This window comes from Rahnella sp. Larv3_ips, from assembly GCF_003697865.1.
GTDB lineage: Bacteria > Pseudomonadota > Gammaproteobacteria > Enterobacterales > Enterobacteriaceae > Rahnella > Rahnella rivi.
In genome coordinates this window covers 385,146-402,210 of sequence record NZ_MJIB01000003.1, presented here as the reverse complement: position 1 = coordinate 402,210, position 17,065 = coordinate 385,146, and the positions used below count along the sequence as shown (strand labels likewise).

Genomic DNA, 17,065 nt, shown 5'->3' with positions numbered 1-17,065 from the left:
GCAGCATAGAAGCAAATCAGCAGTAAAGCGGGCGTCGGGAACACTCCTGACGCCCGGCATTATGGAGAACGTCGTATGTATGACTTAATCATCCGCCAGGCATTACGCGCAGACGGCAGCCTGACAGATATTGCAATTCAGGACGGCAAATTCGCCGCCATTGGCACGCTGGCAGCCGATGCCACCGCCCGCCAGACGCTCGATCTTCAGGGCAAGATTTACGCCAGCGCTGGCTGGATCGATTCCCACGTTCACTGTTACCCAAAATCGCCGATTTATCATGACGACGCCGACCTGATTGGCGTGGCCTGTGGCGTCACCACCGTCGCAGATGCCGGCAGCACCGGCGCCAACGATGTCGACGATTTCTATCAGATTACCCGTGCGGCGAAAACCAACGTCTACGCGTTTGTGAATATCGCCCGCACCGGCATCGTGACGCAGAACGAACTGGCGGATATGACGCAGATCGACAAAGTCGGCGTGCGTGACGCCATCGCGCGAAATCCCGATTTTATCATCGGGATCAAAGCGCGTATGAGCAGCAGCGTGGTCGGACAGAACGGCATCAAACCGCTGGTGCGCGCCAAAGAAATTCAGCAGGAAAACGATGACCTGCCGCTGATGGTGCATATCGGCAATAACCCGCCGAACCTCGATGAAATCGCGGATTTACTGACGTCCGGCGACATCATCACCCACTGCTACAACGGCAAGCCGAACCGCATTCTCTCGCCGGAAGGCGTGCTGCGCGATTCGATTAAACGTGCGCTGAGCCGCGGCGTGTTGCTGGATGTCGGTCACGGCACCGCGAGTTTCAGTTTTGAGGTGGCGGAGCTGGCAATTAAGCAGGGCATTTTGCCGCACACCATCAGCTCCGATATTTACTGTCGCAACCGTATGAACGGGCCGGTGCATAGCCTGGCGACGGTGATGTCGAAATTCTTTAGCGTCGGCATGACGTTGCCGCAGGTGATTGATTGCGTGACCTCTCATGCCGCTGACGCGCTGCGCCTGCCGGCCAAAGGCCGTCTGGAAATCGGTGCTGACGCCGACCTGACCCTGTTCGAGCAGCGTTTTGCGCCGCAGGTGTTTGTCGATTCCGAAGGACAGTCCGTGAAGGGCGAAAGTTTGCTGGTGCCTCTGGCCGCTGTGGTCGCGGGCGTCACCCTGTTAACCGAAGAAGGGAAATCTGCTCATGTCTTCTGAACACTCTCTGTATGAAAAGTACCAGTTAAAACAAGTCATTAATGCCTCAGGCCGCATGACGGCGCTGGGGGTTTCCACGCCGCGCGAGGAAGTCGCCGCGGTCGTGAATACCGGTCTGAATCATTATTTTGAGATGAAAGATCTGGTGAACAAAACCGGCGCATACATCGCGAAACTGCTGAACGTCGAAAACGCCGTGGTGGTTTCCTGTGCTTCTGCCGGGATCGCGCAGTCCGTGGCGGCGGTGATCGTCAAAGATAACGCCTGGCTGCTGGAAAACCTGCACGCCGCGCCGCTGGAAATCCCTCACGACATCGTGCTGCCAAAGGGCCATAACGTGAATTTCGGCGCGCCGGTGGGCACGATGATCACCCTGGGCGGCGGTAAAATTGTTGAAGCCGGTTATGCCAACGAATGCTCTGCCGCGCAGCTTGCTGCCTGCATCACGCCGCGCACCGCCGCCATCATGTACATCAAATCGCACCACTCGGTGCAGAAAAGCATTCTGTCGGTTGCGGAAGCCGCCGAAGTGGCGCGTGCGCATAATGTGCCGCTGATCGTCGATGCTGCCGCTGAAGAAGACCTGACCTGCTATTACGAGATGGGCGCAGATCTGGTGATCTACAGCGGCGCAAAAGCCATCGAAGGGCCGACCAGCGGTCTGGTGCTCGGCAAAAAACAGTATGTCGAATGGGTAAAACTGCAATCGGGCGGCATTGGCCGTGCGATGAAAGTCGGCAAAGAGGGCATTCTCGGCCTGACGCAGGCGATTGAAAGCTATATCACACTGCCGAAAACCACCGGGCAGGAAATGGTCGACAAAATGACGCCATTTATCGCCAGCCTGAATGACATCAACGGCGTCTCGGGGCGTGTGGTCTGGGACAGCGCCGGGCGTGATATCGCCCGTACGGAAATCACCTTTGATGAAGCGGTACTCGGCTGGAAAACCAAAGCCATTGCGGACGCCATGAAGAACGGCGATATCGCCATTTATTTCCGTGGCTATCGCGCCAACGAAGGCAAGATCGAAGTCGATGTGCGCAGCGTGACGCCGCCGCAGCTCGCCATCGTCGCAGAGCGTTTTAAACAACTTTTCAGCGGAGAAAAAGCATGAAGCTGACCCCGAATTTCTACCGTGACCGCGTATGTCTGAACGTGCTTGCCGGTTCAAAAGACAATGCCCGCGAGATTTATGAAGCGGCAGAAGGTCATGTGCTGGTGGGCGTGCTGTCCAAAAATTATCCGGATGTCGCGAGCGCGGTGGCGGACATGAAAGAGTACGCCGCACTGATTGAAAACGCTTTGTCCGTGGGCTTGGGCGCGGGCGATCCGCGTCAGTCGCTGATGGTCAGCCAGATTTCTGCGCAGGTTCAGCCGCAGCATGTGAATCAGGTTTTCACCGGCGTCGGGACCAGCCGCGGAATGCTCGGGCAAAACGACAGCGTGGTCAACGGCCTGATTTCACCGACCGGTAAAGTCGGCTTCGTGAAGATCAATACCGGACCGCTGAGTTCAGCCTCTGCTGACGCCATCGTGCCGGTGGAAACCGCCATTGCGCTGCTCAAAGACATGGGCGGCAGCTCGGTGAAATATTTCCCGATGGGCGGCCTGAAAACCCGTGACGAGTTCGCGGCGGTGGCCCGTGCCTGTGCGGAACAGGATTTCTGGCTGGAGCCGACCGGCGGCATCGATTTAGAAAACTTCGAGCCGATCATGGACATCGCGCTGGCGGCGGGCGTGACCAAAATCATCCCGCATATCTACAGTTCCATCATCGACAGCGCGTCGGGTCATACCCGCCCTGAGGATGTAAAAACCCTGCTGGCCAGCGTCAAAAAACTGCTGGGCTGAAGGTCCTGACCTTTCCTGCGCGGTAAGCCGTCTGCGCGGTTAAACACCCTGCATCCCCCGTTCACTGCGCGGGTGCAGGGTTCTCTTGTCTGACAGTCCCAAATTCTGAGGAAATGTATGAGAAACTGGTTTCTGATTTCAGGTTTAACCTCCGCGATGCTGGCAGTGTCTGCCATGCCGCTCTATGCAGCAGAAAAAACAATGAATTCGACGATTTCGCATTTTGCTTATGTCGGCACCTACAACCCGAACGGGGAAGGTGTCTACCGCTTTACATTCGATCCGAAAACCGGCGCGCTGAGTGATAAAACCCTCGCCAGCCAGTTGCCCAATCAGGCGCAGATGGTACTCAGCCACGACGGCAAAACGCTGTTTATCGGCAGTGAAACTGACAATTACAACGGCGGTGAACACGGATCCGTGGCGGCTTACCGCATTTCGCCAGAAGACGGCAGCCTGACGCTGATTAATCAGGTGGATTCACAGGGCGCGGGGCCGGTGTACTTGTCACTGACGCCAAAAGGCGAACATCTGCTGGTGGCGAACTACATCAGCGGCGTGGTCGCGGTGTTCCCGGTGGAGGCCAGCGGAAAACTGAGCGAAGCCAGTAACAGCCAGCAGGATGCCGGTCCGGCGGGCGCGGGCAAACCGGCCGCCGCCGCGGAGGGCAGTTTTGCCATCAGCGACCACAACGGACCCCACGCGCATATGATCGCCACCGATCCTTCCGGTAAGTTCGCCTTCTCCACGGATCTTGGGCTGGATCGGATTTATCAGTGGAAACTCAACGGCGAGAGCGGCGCGCTGGAAGCTAACGATCCGCCGTTCATCAAAGCCTCTTCGGAAGGCGCCGGGCCGCGTCATTTTGTTTTCCATCCCAACGGCCACGTGGTTTTCCTGATCAACGAAGAAGCCTCGACGCTGACCAGTTATCGCTTTGATGCAACCAAAGGCACGCTGACGGAACTGCACAGCCTGTCCTCGCTGCCCGCCGGTTTCAAAGGCACCAACTTTGCGGCTGGCATCGTGCTGAGCAAAGACGGCAAACATCTGTACGTGGCCAACCGCCTGCACAACAGCATTGCGCAGATCACCGTGACCGGCGAAGGCGCAATGACCTGGAGCGGGGAAACCTGGACGCGGGGCGATTACCCGAGAACGCTGACCCTGTCCCCGGATGGCAAATATATTTACGCAATGAATCAACGAAGCGATAACATCACTACATTCAAGGTATCGCCGGACAGCGGCAAACTGACGTTTGTCGACAGCTACGTGGCGGTCGGCAGTCCGTCGCAAATGGTGATTGCGCCTTAACCGGCGCAGCAGAAACAAACCCCGTCCACGGCCAGTCATTGCCGTGGACGGGGCCTCGCTGAAACGAACTGGAAAAACCATGGTGAGATTTCCCAATCAACGGCTGGCGCAATTGTTCGACGCGTTACAGACCGAAACCCTGCCTCAGGACGAGCTGGCGAAGCGTCTGGCGGTGTCAACGCGTACCGTGCGTGCTGACATCACCTCGCTCAACGAAATCATCGCCGACTACGGTGCAAGCTTTGTTCACAGCCGTGGCAGCGGGTATCAGCTGAAAATCGACGATCAGGCGCTATTCTCGTCGTTACAGCACACGACGCAACGTAAACCGAACCCGACGCCGCGCACCGCCGCCGAACGGGTGAAAACGTTGCTGATCCGCTTTTTGACCTCAGCTTTTTCACTCAAGCTGGAAGATCTGGCCGATGAATGGTTTGTCAGCCGGGGAACCCTGCAAAATGATATGGCTGAGGTGAGGGAGCATCTGGCGCGCTACCACCTGAATATTGAAACCAAGCCGCGTTATGGCATGAAGCTGTTTGGTGCAGAGCTGGCGATCCGCGCCTGTCTGACCGATCTGCTGTTCCAGCTGGATGCTGAAGAACAGGCGAATCCGCTGCTGAAAGCGGAAAGTCTGGAACCGGAAGCGCTGGTGCCGCTGACGCGCTTTATGCATCAGCTGCTGACGCAGTCCTCCATTCAGCTGACCGATGAAGGCGAGCAGTATCTGATCCTCTATTGTGCGGTCGCCATCAAGCGCATTACCGGCGGCTATCCGCTGACGGATTTTGATGCCGAAGACGGCGACCCGGCGGTGAAACAGGTTTCTGTACGGCTGGCGGCTGAGCTGAAAAATCTCGTCGGCAAGGAAATCCCGGCTTCTGAAGAAGCCTATCTGCGGGTGAATATCGCTGCCCGTCGCGTGCAGCAAATTCTGCCGACCGACATTAATGCCGACGATGACGAATCGCTGGTCGATTACATTCTTTCATATATCAACTCGCACTATAACTACGATCTTCAGGGTGATAAGCAGCTGCGCGCCGACCTGCTGACGCACATCAAGACCATGATTACGCGGGTGAAATACCAGATTAATATCCCCAATCCGCTGCTGAACAACATCAAACAGCATTATCCGATGGCCTATGACGTCACGCTGGCGGCGGTGTCCAGCTGGGGGAAATACACGCCGTATACCCTCAGCGAAAACGAGATCGGTTTTCTGGTGCTGCACATCGGCGTCGGGCTGGAGCGGCATTACAATATCGGTTATCAGCGCCATCCGCAGGTGATGCTGGTGTGCGACACCGGCAATTCGACCATCCGCATGATCCAGGCGCAGATCAGCCGTAAGTATCCGCAGCTGGTAATGAAACAGATTGTGACGCTGCGTGATTACGAGAAGCTGGAGCACATCGACGAAGATTTTATTATCTCCAACGCCCGTATCAGCGAGAAGAATAAGCCGGTGGTGGTGCTGTCGCCGTTCCCGACCGAATACCAGATGGAACAGCTCGGCAAGCTGGTGCTGGTCGATCGCACACGGCCTTATATGCTGGAAAAATTCTTCGACGAAAAACACTTCATGATCGTCAACGAGCCGATGACCCAGGCGGAATTATTCCGCCATGTGTGTTCGCAGTTGGAGGCCGAGGGATATGTCGATCAGGCGTTTTATCCGTCGGTGGTGGAGCGTGAGGAAATCGTTTCGACCATGCTGGGCGAAGGCATTGCTCTGCCGCACTCGCTGGGGCTGCTGGCGAAGAAAACGGTGGTGATTACGCTGCTCTCGCCGCAGGGCATTGCCTGGGGAGAAGGGGAGACGGCGCACGTAATTTTCCTGCTGGCCATCAGCAAGGCCGATTACGAAGAAGCGATGGCGATTTACGATTTGTTCGTGACGTTTGTGCGGGAGCGTTCGATGAGCCGTTTACTGAGCAGTGAAAATTTTGAAAGCTTCAAGGCCATTGCAATAGATTGCCTTTCCCGCATTTAGCCTGCATCCCTGACGCCGCAGTGGCGTTCGTTCACCCGAATCACTGACTGATGTCAGCTCATCGGGAGTCTCTCGCTGGCTGCCTTGCTGCAACGCCAATGACTATGACTATGACGAAGACTATGACTAAGAGTGAGGAGTCTTAGTCTTCGTCAAATCCTGAATTGATCAGGTTCACGACTGCGGTCAGCGCCTGCTCTTCATCGGGGCCGGTGGCTTCGATTTCGATCTGCTGACCTTTCGGGGAATCGAGCATCAGCAGTGCTATCACGCTGCTGGCTTCTGCTTCTATGCCTGTGCCATTGCGCAGCATCACTTCCGATTCAAAACTCTGCACCAGTTCAAACAACTTCATGGCCGGACGGGCGTGCATGCCTAACCGGTTTTTGATTTCTACCGTTTGTTTCACCGTCATGATTTGCGTTTTTCCAGCGTGCGATGGCGGGATTGCACATTCTTCCCGCGGGAACGGAAATAGTCGGCCAGTTGTTCTGCGATATACACCGAACGGTGTTTACCCCCGGTACAACCAATGGCGACGGTCAGATAGCTGCGGTTGTTGGTTTCCAGCATCGGCAGCCATTGTTCGAGGTAGCTGCGGGTCTGGTAGATAAAGTTGTGCACTTCGGTGTGACGATCGAGGAACGCCGCCACCGGTTTATCAAGGCCGGTCATCGGACGCAGTTTCGGATCCCAGTGCGGGTTTGGCAGGAAACGCACGTCAAACACGTAATCGGCATCAATCGGCAGGCCGTGTTTGAAGCCAAAGGATTCGAAGACCATCGTCAGTTCACGCTCACGTTTGCCCAGAAGACGGGTACGCAGCATTTCTGCCAGTTCATGAACCGACATTTCTGAGGTGTCGATGATCAGATCGGCGGCGGAGCGCAATGGCTCGAGCAGATCGGCTTCTTCATCGATGGCACTTTCAAGGGACAGGTTTTTGCTGGAAAGCGGGTGCAGACGACGGGTATCGCTGTAACGACGGATCAGGGTATTGCGGTCTGCGTCGAGAAACAGCAACTGCGGCGAAAAACTCTCAGGCAGTTGTGACATCGCATGCTCATACACTTCCGGTGTTTCTGGCATGTTGCGCACGTCAATGCTGACGGCGGCAGACGTATTGCGTTCGACAAGTGTCTGGGCGAGCTGCGGCAGTAAAACCACCGGCAGATTGTCCACACAGTAAAATCCCATGTCTTCTAATGCCCTTAGGGCAACCGACTTCCCGGAACCGGAACGGCCGCTGACAATCATCAGCACCATGGTGTCACTCCCCTGGCATTCAGTGTTCAGAATTCACTTTCCCGGCGCGTTGCCGGGAATCATCAATTTATTCGTTTTCTGTCATTATCTGGAACAGTTCTTCGTCGCTTTGCGCTCCGCGCAGACGGCGACACACTGTTTTATCAGCCAATTTTTTGGCCACTAAAGACAAGGTGTGTAAGTGGGTTTTACATTGATCTGCCGGAACCAGCAAGGCAAAAAGGAGATCCACCGGCTGATTGTCGATAGCGTCAAACGCGATCGGTTGATCGAGCTGAATAAACACGCCGACGGCGCGTAATGTGTCTTCTTCCAGCTTGCCGTGCGGGATGGCGATCCCGGCACCGATCCCGGTGCTGCCCATACGCTCACGGGTCAAAATGGCGTCGAAAATCACTTGTGGCGACAAATTCAATTGTTTGGCAGCCAGTTCGCTGATGATTTCCAGCGCGCGTTTTTTGCTGGCGCAATGAACGCCGCTTTTGGTGCATTCGGCATTCAGCACCGACGTTAATTGCATTGCAGTATCGTTGATCATGTCATCTTCACTTTTGCACTGATTCACCCTTAAAGCTATATCGGCTCGTTCCCCGAAGGTCACAAGCCGATGCCCGAAGGTGTGTAGCACAGGGTTGGCTACATGAATGTCAGTGCTGTTTCAGTTTGTCTTTATGTTTGTTCAGCTGGCGCGCCAGTTTATCAACCAGGCCGTCAATCGCTGCGTACATATCCTGATGCTCCGAGGTGGCATGCAACTCGCCTCCGTTCACATGCAGCGTCGCTTCCGCGATTTTCTGCACTTTTTCAACGCTTAACACCACATACACCTGATTTATCCTGTCGAAATACTGTTCGAGCTTCGCCAGTTTCATCGTGATGAATTCTCTCAGGGGATCGGTGATCTCAATGTGATGTCCGGTAATGTTGAGCTGCATAATGTCTTCCTTCTCTGTTGAGGTCAAACTAACTGTTTACGCTGGTTTGAGGGCGGGATGGACAAAGACTCTCGGTATTTTGCGACAGTACGACGCGCCACCATAATTCCCTGATTGGAAAGCAGGGTAGCTAACTTACTGTCACTCAGCGGTTTTACAGGATTCTCCGCTGCAATTAATTTCTTCACCAGCGCCCGGATCGCGGTGGACGATGCCTCGCCGCCGCTGTCAGTACTGACGTGGCTGGAGAAGAAATACTTCAGTTCGAAAATGCCACGCGGGCTGTGCAGGAATTTCTGCGTTGTAACGCGTGAAATCGTCGATTCGTGCATTTCCACGGCGCTGGCGATATCGGCCAGCACCATCGGTTTCATGTATTCATCACCCATCTCAAAGAACGCCTGCTGCTGCTCAACGATGCAGCGCGTGACTTTCAGCAGTGTGTCGTTGCGGCTCTCCAGACTTTTGATCAACCACTTGGCTTCCTGCAAATTGCTGCGGATAAATTGCCCGTCGCTGTCGCTGCGGGTCGAATTGCCCATCGCAGCATAATGCTGGTTGATTTTCAGTCGCGGAATGCTGTCTGAGTTCAGTTCGACAGTCCAGACACCGGACACTTTGCGTACCAGCACATCCGGGATGACGTATTCGGATTCGCCGGTGTTGATCGACTGGCCCGGTCGCGGATCAAGAGACTGGATCAGGAGCATCGCTCCTTTCAGTGTATCTTCTTTTAGACGGGTTGAACGCATAAGTGCGCGGAAATCATGGTTCGCCAGCAAATCCAGATGTTCGCTGATGATAAGCCTGGCTTCTGTAATGAAAGGCGTTTCCGGGACGTACTGGGAAAGCTGAATCAGCAGACAATCGCGCAGGTCGCGTGCGGCGACACCCACGGGATCAAAACGCTGAACGCGTTTGAGCACGGCTTCCACTTCGTCCATCGTGACGTCGTCATCGCCGATACTTTCGAGAATATCGTCGAGAGAAATCGTCAGATATCCGGTGTCATCCACCGCATCGACAATCGAGGTCGCGATAGCCGCATCGGTGTCGGAAAACGGCGTCAGTTCGACCTGCCACATCAGGTAATCCTGAAGCGTCTGGGTGGTTTCACCCTGATAAACGGGCAGTTCGTCGTCGCTGTAATCGTTACCGGTACCGGACGGTGTTCCGGCGGTGTAAATTTCATCCCAGGTCGCATCCAGCGGTAACTCTTCGGGCATGTCTTTTTGCTCGAGAGCCTCGCGGGTATCCAGACCTTCACTGTCAGCGGTTTCGACCGCATCGATCTCATCGTGAAGATCGGTTTGTTCCAGCAGAGGGTTGCTCTCCAGCGCGAGTTGGATCTCCTGTTGGAGCTCAAGCGTGGACAATTGCAACAGGCGGATTGCCTGCTGTAATTGAGGAGTCATTGCCAGTTGTTGGCTGAATCTGAGTTGCAAACCTTGCTTCATATCTTGGCTTTATATCCGTAGATGAGTTCGAACGGCAACACTTCGGTCAGAAACGGCCTGTTTCAGTGTAAAGCGAAACAGGCGCGCTTCAGGCGGCGCAGATCACAGACGGAATTCTTCACCAAGATAAACACGTTTCACTTGTTCATCAGCAAGAATGTCGGCTGGGGTGCCGTGGGCGATAAGCTTGCCCTGACTGACGATATAGGCGCGTTCACACACGTCGAGCGTTTCACGGACGTTGTGGTCAGTGATCAGAACGCCCAGACCGCTGTCGCGAAGATGCTCAATGATTTTTTTGATGTCGATAACGGAAATCGGGTCAACACCGGCAAAGGGTTCATCCAGCAGGATAAACTTAGGGTTGGCTGCCAGTGCGCGGGCAATTTCCACACGACGGCGTTCACCCCCGGACAGCGACTGGCCGAGGTTATCGCGCAAGTGAGAGATATGGAATTCTTCCATCAGCTCATTGGCGCGATCATTGCGCTGTTCTTTGTTCAGGTCGTCACGGATTTGCAGCACGGCCATCAGGTTGTCGAACACGCTGAGGCGGCGGAAAATAGAGGCTTCCTGAGGCAGGTAACCAATGCCGCGACGTGCGCGGGTATGCAATGGCAAAAGGCTGATGTCTTCGTCGTCAACGATGATTCGGCCAGCGTCACGCTGTACGATACCGACCACCATGTAGAAGGTGGTGGTTTTACCGGCACCGTTAGGGCCAAGTAATCCGACGATTTCGCCTGAATTGACTGCCAGGCTGACATCTTCAACGACCTTACGGCCTTTGTATGCTTTCGCCAGATTTTCTGCGATTAATTTTGCCATAAATTATCAGTTACTCTTTTTGGTCTGGCCACCGGCTGCTGCCGGGGTCTTTTCCTGCAACTGTGTCGGAACCAGCACGGTCGTGACACGGTTGCCTTTATCACTGAAGGCTTCCATCTGCTGTTTTTGCACCAGATAGGTAATACGATCGCCTTTCACATTGCTGTCCAGCTGTTCAAGGTAAGCGTTTCCGGTCAGGGTCACCAGATCGGTTTCCACTTCATAACGGACTTTCTGCGCGTGACCTTTGATCGGTTTACCGTTGTCCTGCAACTGGTAGAAGGTCACCGGATTACCGTAGCCTTCCACCACTTCTTTACCGGAGACACCTTGCGGGCGGATCACCACAACTTTGTCGGCTTTAACCTGAATCGAGCCCTGATTCACCACCACATTGCCGGTAAAGGTTGCCGTGTTGGTGTTCACATCCAGCGCCTGATTGGCGGAATCAATGGTGATCGGTTTCGTTGTGTCGTCTTTCAGCGCGAATGCCGGAATGCTGATGGCCAACAACGAGCCGGTGATCAGAAGATTACGGATTTTATTTTTTGCTTTGAATTTCATAAGAGGTCGTTACCTTTTCGATCAGCTCTGCTGTTTTATCGCGCAGATTACCACGCATTTTCATGCCGTTAGATGTAAAACCTGTGCCATAAAGCGTTACTTCATCGTCTGAGGCAACGTCCTGTGTCGTCAGGTTAACCTGTGCATTATCCGTTTTGATTCTTTGCAGCTGTGATGTTTCTGGCGTCAGGCTGTCTGCCTGCACATGCCCATAAAGATAGAGCATTTTATCCTGAGTCATCTTGGCTTTATCAGAACGCAGCACCCAGGTTGGCACTTTATTCTTGTCATACATGGTCGCCACCGGGTTGGTAAACCATGTTACCTGATCGGTGGTGTAGTATTTGACCTGATCCGACACCAGTTTGTAGGTCAGGCTTCCCAGCGGGTCATACACCATGGTTACCGTGTGGGAACTTTGGTAGGTCGGTTCCTGATCGTTGACCGCCTGCGGCGCATCATCCGTATTGTCTGACAGTGACCAGCCAATCAGTATCAGCACGATGGCGGTCAGTACCAGAATGATCCAAAGTCTTGTTTTATTCATATCGACAGCCCTTTGGCGTCCTCCAGCTTGCCCTGCGCCAGCAGAATCAAGTCACATAATTCGCGTACTGCGCCACGGCCACCGGCAATGCGGGTCACGTAATGCGCCTTTGGCAGCAGGATAGGGTGTGCATCCTGAACCGCAACGGAAAGACCCACTTCAGCCATCACCGGCCAATCAATCAGGTCGTCACCGATGTAAGCGACTTCCTCTGCCCGAAGCGACAGTGTATCTAACAGTTCGCGGAAGGCCAAAAGCTTATCTGATTGCCCCTGATACAAGTGGCGAATTCCAAGGGTTTTGGCGCGATCTTCCAGTAATTTCGCATTACGGCCTGTAATAATCGCGACCTCAATGTCGGACGTCAGCAGGCAACGAATTCCATAACCGTCGCGAACGTTGAAACTTTTCAGCTCTTCTCCCTGATTTCCCATGTAGATCAGGCCATCAGACATGACGCCATCCACATCGCAAATCAGCAGGCGAACCGCTTTCGCACGTTCAAGCACATCGGTGCTGACCGGACCGTAGCAGGTATCCACCAGGGCTGCGCTATTACTCATTCAGGGCATTCCTCAATTAAACTACGCCAGCGCGCAGCATGTCGTGCATATGTAACACACCTAACAATTGGTCACCATCGGCAACCATCACACAGGTAATGTGTTTTTCCTGCATTAAATTCAGTGCGTCGACCGCCAGCAGGGAAGGGCGCACGCGCACGCCGCCGGTAGTCATCACTTCGGCAATGGACGCGTTATTGATATTGACGCCCATGTCGAAAATGCGGCGTAAGTCACCGTCGGTAAAGATCCCTTCGATTTTCATTAAATCGTCGCAGATGACGGTCATTCCCAAATTCTTGCGGGTAATTTCCAGCAGGGCATCACGCAGAGACGCATCGCGGCTGACGTGCGGGATTTCGTCACCGGAGTGCATGATATCGCTCACGCGCAGCAAGAGCTTGCGACCGAGTGCTCCGCCAGGGTGCGACAGGGCGAAATCTTCCGGTGTGAAGCCGCGCGCTTCCAGCAACGCGACGGCCAGCGCATCGCCCATCACCAGCACGGCGGTAGTGCTGCTGGTCGGTGCCAGCCCGAGCGGGCAGGCTTCTTTCGGAACACGCACGCAAAGGTGTACATCGGCGGCTTTTCCCATGGTACTTTCGGGATTGGCGGTAATGCAGATAAGCGTGATATCCAGGCGTTTTAATACCGGGATCAGCGACAGAATCTCGTGCGCTTCGCCGGAGTTGGAGATCAGGATCACGACGTCTTGTTTGGACACCATGCCCAAATCGCCGTGGCTGGCTTCGCCCGGATGTACAAAGAACGCCGGTGTGCCGGTGCTGGCGAAGGTCGCGGCCATCTTGCGGCCGATGTGACCTGATTTGCCCATCCCCATCACCACGACTTTGCCGGTACAGGCGAAAATCATTTTACAGGCGCGCGTGAAATCGCCATTAATGTATTGATCTAACTGCTCAAGTCCTTCACGTTCTGTTTTCAGCACTTCACGTCCGACAGCCTGGAAATCAAAGTCGGAGGCGAGGGTATCGTTAGCCATAGTCAATTCCTGACAGAGTTCAGAGGCCGATGCTGTCCGGTTGAAGGAACAGCACTGCCATATAGGCGATAAATCCACAGAGTAATAGTGCGCCCGCAACGTGGCCGATGCGATGTTTGCGCATCAGGCACAGCCCGGAGAGCACGATACTGACCGCCAGCATCACCCAGTAATCGCGATGAAACGCATCCGGGTTGAACGAGCCTGGCGCCACCAGCGCGGGTAATCCCAGCACCAGACAGGTATTAAAGATATTCGCGCCGATGATATTACCCAGCGCGATGTCATCTTCACCTTTGATGGCACCGGCAATAAACGTCGCCAGTTCCGGCAGGCTTGTCCCGATGGCGATGACCGTCAGGCCAATCACCAGCTCGCTGACACCAAAATAACGTGCAATAACCGTACTGTTGTCGACAATCATCCCGGACGCCAGCGGCATGATGATAAAGCCCAATGCCAGCCATAAAAACGCCACGGTATTACTGCTGTCGGAAGGAAGCTCAGACATCTGCTCGTAAGTCAGCGTATCCAGCCCTTCTTTTTCGGCCGCGCGGGCGATTTTTATCGCCAGCATCATAAACGCGGCGGCACTGGCCAGCAGCAAAACACCGTCAAAGCGACTAAGCTCTCCGTCACTTAACAGAAAACCACACAGTCCTGTGACCAGTAACAATAGAGGGAGTTCGCGGCGTAATATATCAGAACGAACGGAAAGTGGATGAATCAGGGCTGCACCGCCCAAAATCAGAAGAATATTAATGATATTTGAACCAATTGCGTTTCCAACCGCCAAATCCATTTGATCATTGATGGCGGCGGTGGTGGAAACGACCAGCTCCGGAAGGGATATGCCGACACCGACTACGGTAATGCCGATGATAAGCGGCGGCATGCCCATCGAGCGTGCTAATACTGCGGCTCCGTACACCAGACGATCGGCGGCATAAACAAGAAGTAAGAGGCCGACAATCATCAGTACGATAGCGAGAAGCATGCAACATCCTTTATTGGGTATAATGCGAGGTTCGTTGCCCGTTCAGGCAGGCGATTCCTTCGTCAACATAAGTTAAGGCAATATTTTGTACGAAAACGGCGCCAGCAGGTTCCTGTATGTTAGACGATGAAGGCTTTTATCATAAAATGGTAATTCGTTGATTTTGACCGTCTGTGGCGGAAAAGTAAATCGATGGCAACTTTGGTAACGAAACTGGGGTAAGTTTTTGTAAAAATACCAAAGTTATACAACACGGCTTGCGGGCCAGACGTATTCTTAGCGAAAGTAATTTAAGCGGAAGTCGTCTTTAGCGAAGGCATTCCGAAGGGATAAACGAATGAGTCAAAGCGAGTCGAATCTGGTTGAGATCAAAGGCATGAGTTTTGTGCGCGGCGATCGTCCCATTTTCGAAGAGATAAACATGACGGTCCCACGGGGTAAAATTACCGCCATTATGGGGCCTTCGGGGATCGGTAAAACGACGTTGCTGCGCCTTATCGGCGGTCAGCTGACGCCTGACAGCGGTGAAATCTGGTTCGACGGAGACAATATTCCCACTCTTTCGCGCCGCAAGCTTTATGAATCCCGCAAGAAAATGAGCATGTTGTTTCAGTCCGGTGCATTGTTTACTGACCTCAATGTGTTCGAGAATGTGGCGTTTCCGCTGCGCGAACACAGTAAATTGCCCGAAGCGTTATTGCGCAGCACCGTGACCATGAAACTGGAAGCGGTGGGTTTGCGCGGTGCCGGCGAACTGATGCCTGCTGAACTTTCCGGTGGGATGGCGAGGCGTGTTGCCCTGGCGCGTGCGATAGCACTCGACCCGGAACTGATCATGTTCGATGAACCCTTTGTGGGACAGGATCCGATCACCATGGGCGTCTTGGTCAAGCTGATTGACGAGCTGAACCATGCGCTGGGTGTCACCTGTATCGTGGTTTCCCATGATGTGCCTGAAGTTCTGAGCATCGCGGATTATGCGTATATCGTGGCTGCGCAACATGTCATTGCTGAAGGAACGCCTGAGGAGCTGCAAAACAATCCTGATCCGCGCGTTCGCCAGTTCCTTGACGGTATCGCCGATGGACCGGTGCCTTTCCGTTTCCCGGCCGGTGATTACAAAGCAGAGTTGCTCGGATAATGGAGTTTCCTATTTATGTTAACTAAGGCGCTCGCCTCAGTCGGACGTCGCGGGATACAAACCTGCGTGTCTTTTGGCCGTGCGGGCCTGATGCTCTTTCGGGCATTGGTCGGTAAGCCACAATTCGCCAAGCAGTGGCCTTTGCTGATTAAGCAACTCTACAGCGTGGGCGTGCTTTCCCTGTTGATTATCCTGGTGTCCGGTCTGTTTATCGGCATGGTGCTGGGATTACAGGGCTATTTGATTTTAACCACCTACAGCGCTGAAGCCAGCCTGGGCATGATGGTCGCGCTCTCTTTGCTGCGCGAACTGGGCCCGGTGGTCACCGCGTTACTGTTTGCCGGGCGCGCCGGGTCTGCATTAACCGCAGAGCTGGGTCTGATGAAAGCGACAGAACAAATCTCCAGTCTTGAAATGATGGCGATCGATCCGCTGCGCCGCGTTGTGGCACCGCGTTTCTGGGCCGGTCTGATTTCCATGCCTCTACTGACAGCGATTTTTGTCGCGGTGGGGATTTGGGGAGGATCGCTGGTCGGTGTTGACTGGAAAGGGATCGACAGCGGTTTCTTCTGGTCAGCGATGCAAACCGCTGTAGACTGGCGGACTGACTTGCTTAACTGTCTGATTAAAAGCCTTGTTTTCGCTATCACCGTGACCTGGATTGCGCTGTTCAACGGCTATGATGCGATACCGACATCCGAAGGGATCAGCCGGGCAACGACACGTACTGTAGTGCATTCGTCACTGGCGGTGCTGGGATTAGATTTTGTGCTGACAGCACTGATGTTTGGAAATTAAAATCATGCAAACGAAAAAGAGTGAAATCTGGGTAGGCGCATTTTTGATTATCGCATTGATTGCGGTGGTTTTCCTGTGCCTTAAAGTGGCGGATATCCGCTCTATTGGTTCGGATCCGACCTACCGAATCTCAGCGGACTTCGACAACATCGGTGGCCTGAAAAGCGGCTCGCCGGTGAAAGTGGGTGGCGTCGTTATCGGCCGCGTCAGCAGCATTACGCTGGATAAAAACTACTCTCCGCGTGTCGAAATGGACATCGACCAGAAATACAACCAGATCCCGAGCACCAGTACGCTGGCTATCCGTACCTCCGGTTTATTAGGCGAACAATTCCTGGCGCTGAACATTGGTTTTGAAGACCCGGAAATGGGAACGACTATCCTTAAAAATGGTGGCGTGATTCAGGACACCAAATCGGCGCTGGTTCTCGAAGATTTGATTGGACAGTTCCTGTACAAGAGCGGTGATGGCAAGGCGGATCCTGATGCGGGTGATACCACCGCTGCGCCAGCGTCAGAAGAGAAGACCGCGCCAGCACCTGACGCGAACACGGCTCCGCAACCGGCTGCCCATTAAGAATTGGCTC

The 17,065-nt window shown here is 54.2% G+C and carries 19 protein-coding genes; 8 read left to right on the top strand and 11 right to left on the bottom strand.

All coding sequences use genetic code 11. The annotated features are described in order from the left end of the window. Positions 1-75 precede the first annotated feature (75 nt). The 5 genes from ED901_RS01870 (at position 76) to ED901_RS01850 (ending at position 6,379) form a co-directional block, all read left to right on the top strand. Positions 76-1,209, top strand: coding sequence for an amidohydrolase/deacetylase family metallohydrolase (locus tag ED901_RS01870; protein WP_122094462.1), 1,134 nt, complete (start codon positions 76-78; stop codon positions 1,207-1,209). Then, the gene (locus ED901_RS01865) at positions 1,199-2,326 is read left to right on the top strand and encodes a DgaE family pyridoxal phosphate-dependent ammonia lyase (protein ID WP_122094460.1); all 1,128 of its coding nucleotides are present in this window, start codon (positions 1,199-1,201) and stop codon (positions 2,324-2,326) included. The genes ED901_RS01870 and ED901_RS01865 overlap by 11 nt, the downstream gene beginning before the upstream one ends. Then, the gene (locus ED901_RS01860; RefSeq protein WP_122094458.1) at positions 2,323-3,063 is read left to right on the top strand and encodes a KDGP aldolase family protein; all 741 of its coding nucleotides are present in this window, start codon (positions 2,323-2,325) and stop codon (positions 3,061-3,063) included. Before ED901_RS01865 ends, ED901_RS01860 begins: the two co-directional genes overlap by 4 nt. A gap of 117 nt (positions 3,064-3,180) precedes the next feature. Next, the gene (locus ED901_RS01855) at positions 3,181-4,380 is read left to right on the top strand and encodes a lactonase family protein (RefSeq protein ID WP_122094456.1); all 1,200 of its coding nucleotides are present in this window, start codon (positions 3,181-3,183) and stop codon (positions 4,378-4,380) included. 79 nt (positions 4,381-4,459) lie between these two features. Continuing rightward, complete coding sequence (locus tag ED901_RS01850) at positions 4,460-6,379, top strand: transcription antiterminator (RefSeq protein ID WP_056776240.1); 1,920 nt, start codon at positions 4,460-4,462, stop codon at positions 6,377-6,379. 142 nt (positions 6,380-6,521) lie between these two features. On the opposite strand, the gene npr is transcribed toward ED901_RS01850, so the two are convergent. The 11 genes from npr to ED901_RS01795 all read right to left on the bottom strand — a co-directional run bounded on the left by npr (position 6,522) and on the right by ED901_RS01795 (position 14,539). Next, the gene (gene npr, locus ED901_RS01845; RefSeq protein ID WP_056776243.1) at positions 6,522-6,794 is read right to left on the bottom strand and encodes a PTS phosphocarrier protein NPr; all 273 of its coding nucleotides are present in this window, start codon (positions 6,792-6,794) and stop codon (positions 6,522-6,524) included. Beyond that, positions 6,791-7,645 (bottom strand): RNase adapter RapZ, encoded by an 855-nt coding sequence (gene rapZ, locus ED901_RS01840; RefSeq protein WP_056776246.1) that lies wholly within the window; start codon positions 7,643-7,645, stop codon positions 6,791-6,793. Before rapZ ends, npr begins: the two co-directional genes overlap by 4 nt. Before the next feature lie 67 nt (positions 7,646-7,712). After that, a complete protein-coding gene (gene ptsN / locus ED901_RS01835; protein ID WP_056776248.1) occupies positions 7,713-8,183 on the bottom strand; it encodes a PTS IIA-like nitrogen regulatory protein PtsN in 471 nt (156 codons plus the stop codon). A 109-nt stretch (positions 8,184-8,292) separates the two neighbouring features. Next, complete coding sequence (hpf, locus tag ED901_RS01830; protein WP_056776250.1) at positions 8,293-8,580, bottom strand: ribosome hibernation promoting factor; 288 nt, start codon at positions 8,578-8,580, stop codon at positions 8,293-8,295. 23 nt (positions 8,581-8,603) lie between these two features. After that, the gene (rpoN, locus tag ED901_RS01825) at positions 8,604-10,037 is read right to left on the bottom strand and encodes an RNA polymerase factor sigma-54 (protein ID WP_056776252.1); all 1,434 of its coding nucleotides are present in this window, start codon (positions 10,035-10,037) and stop codon (positions 8,604-8,606) included. A gap of 102 nt (positions 10,038-10,139) precedes the next feature. After that, positions 10,140-10,865 carry an LPS export ABC transporter ATP-binding protein gene (lptB, locus tag ED901_RS01820; protein WP_056776254.1) on the bottom strand — a complete coding sequence of 242 codons (726 nt, stop codon included), beginning with the start codon at positions 10,863-10,865 and terminating at the stop codon, positions 10,140-10,142. Between the two features lie 6 nt (positions 10,866-10,871). After that, positions 10,872-11,429, bottom strand: coding sequence for a lipopolysaccharide ABC transporter substrate-binding protein LptA (gene lptA / locus ED901_RS01815; protein ID WP_056776257.1), 558 nt, complete (start codon positions 11,427-11,429; stop codon positions 10,872-10,874). Further along, positions 11,407-11,976: an LPS export ABC transporter periplasmic protein LptC gene (lptC, locus tag ED901_RS01810; RefSeq protein WP_056776259.1), complete on the bottom strand. Its 570-nt coding sequence runs from the start codon at positions 11,974-11,976 to the stop codon at positions 11,407-11,409. The genes lptA and lptC overlap by 23 nt, the downstream gene beginning before the upstream one ends. Beyond that, complete coding sequence (gene kdsC, locus ED901_RS01805) at positions 11,973-12,539, bottom strand: 3-deoxy-manno-octulosonate-8-phosphatase KdsC (RefSeq protein WP_056776262.1); 567 nt, start codon at positions 12,537-12,539, stop codon at positions 11,973-11,975. Before kdsC ends, lptC begins: the two co-directional genes overlap by 4 nt. Positions 12,540-12,555: 16 nt before the next feature. Continuing rightward, positions 12,556-13,542, bottom strand: a complete 987-nt coding sequence (gene kdsD / locus ED901_RS01800) for an arabinose-5-phosphate isomerase KdsD (protein ID WP_122094454.1) — start codon at positions 13,540-13,542, stop codon at positions 12,556-12,558. Between the two features lie 19 nt (positions 13,543-13,561). Further along, positions 13,562-14,539, bottom strand: coding sequence for a calcium/sodium antiporter (locus ED901_RS01795; RefSeq protein ID WP_056776267.1), 978 nt, complete (start codon positions 14,537-14,539; stop codon positions 13,562-13,564). A 337-nt stretch (positions 14,540-14,876) separates the two neighbouring features. On the opposite strand from ED901_RS01795, the gene mlaF reads away from it, so the two are divergent. Genes mlaF through mlaD form a run of 3 tightly spaced genes read left to right on the top strand, consistent with a single transcriptional unit; the run spans position 14,877 to position 17,055 of the window. Beyond that, positions 14,877-15,680, top strand: coding sequence for a phospholipid ABC transporter ATP-binding protein MlaF (gene mlaF / locus ED901_RS01790; protein ID WP_056776271.1), 804 nt, complete (start codon positions 14,877-14,879; stop codon positions 15,678-15,680). A gap of 15 nt (positions 15,681-15,695) precedes the next feature. Then, positions 15,696-16,478, top strand: coding sequence for a lipid asymmetry maintenance ABC transporter permease subunit MlaE (gene mlaE, locus ED901_RS01785; protein WP_112169205.1), 783 nt, complete (start codon positions 15,696-15,698; stop codon positions 16,476-16,478). A gap of 4 nt (positions 16,479-16,482) precedes the next feature. After that, positions 16,483-17,055, top strand: a complete 573-nt coding sequence (gene mlaD, locus ED901_RS01780) for an outer membrane lipid asymmetry maintenance protein MlaD (protein ID WP_056777186.1) — start codon at positions 16,483-16,485, stop codon at positions 17,053-17,055. Positions 17,056-17,065 lie beyond the last annotated feature (10 nt).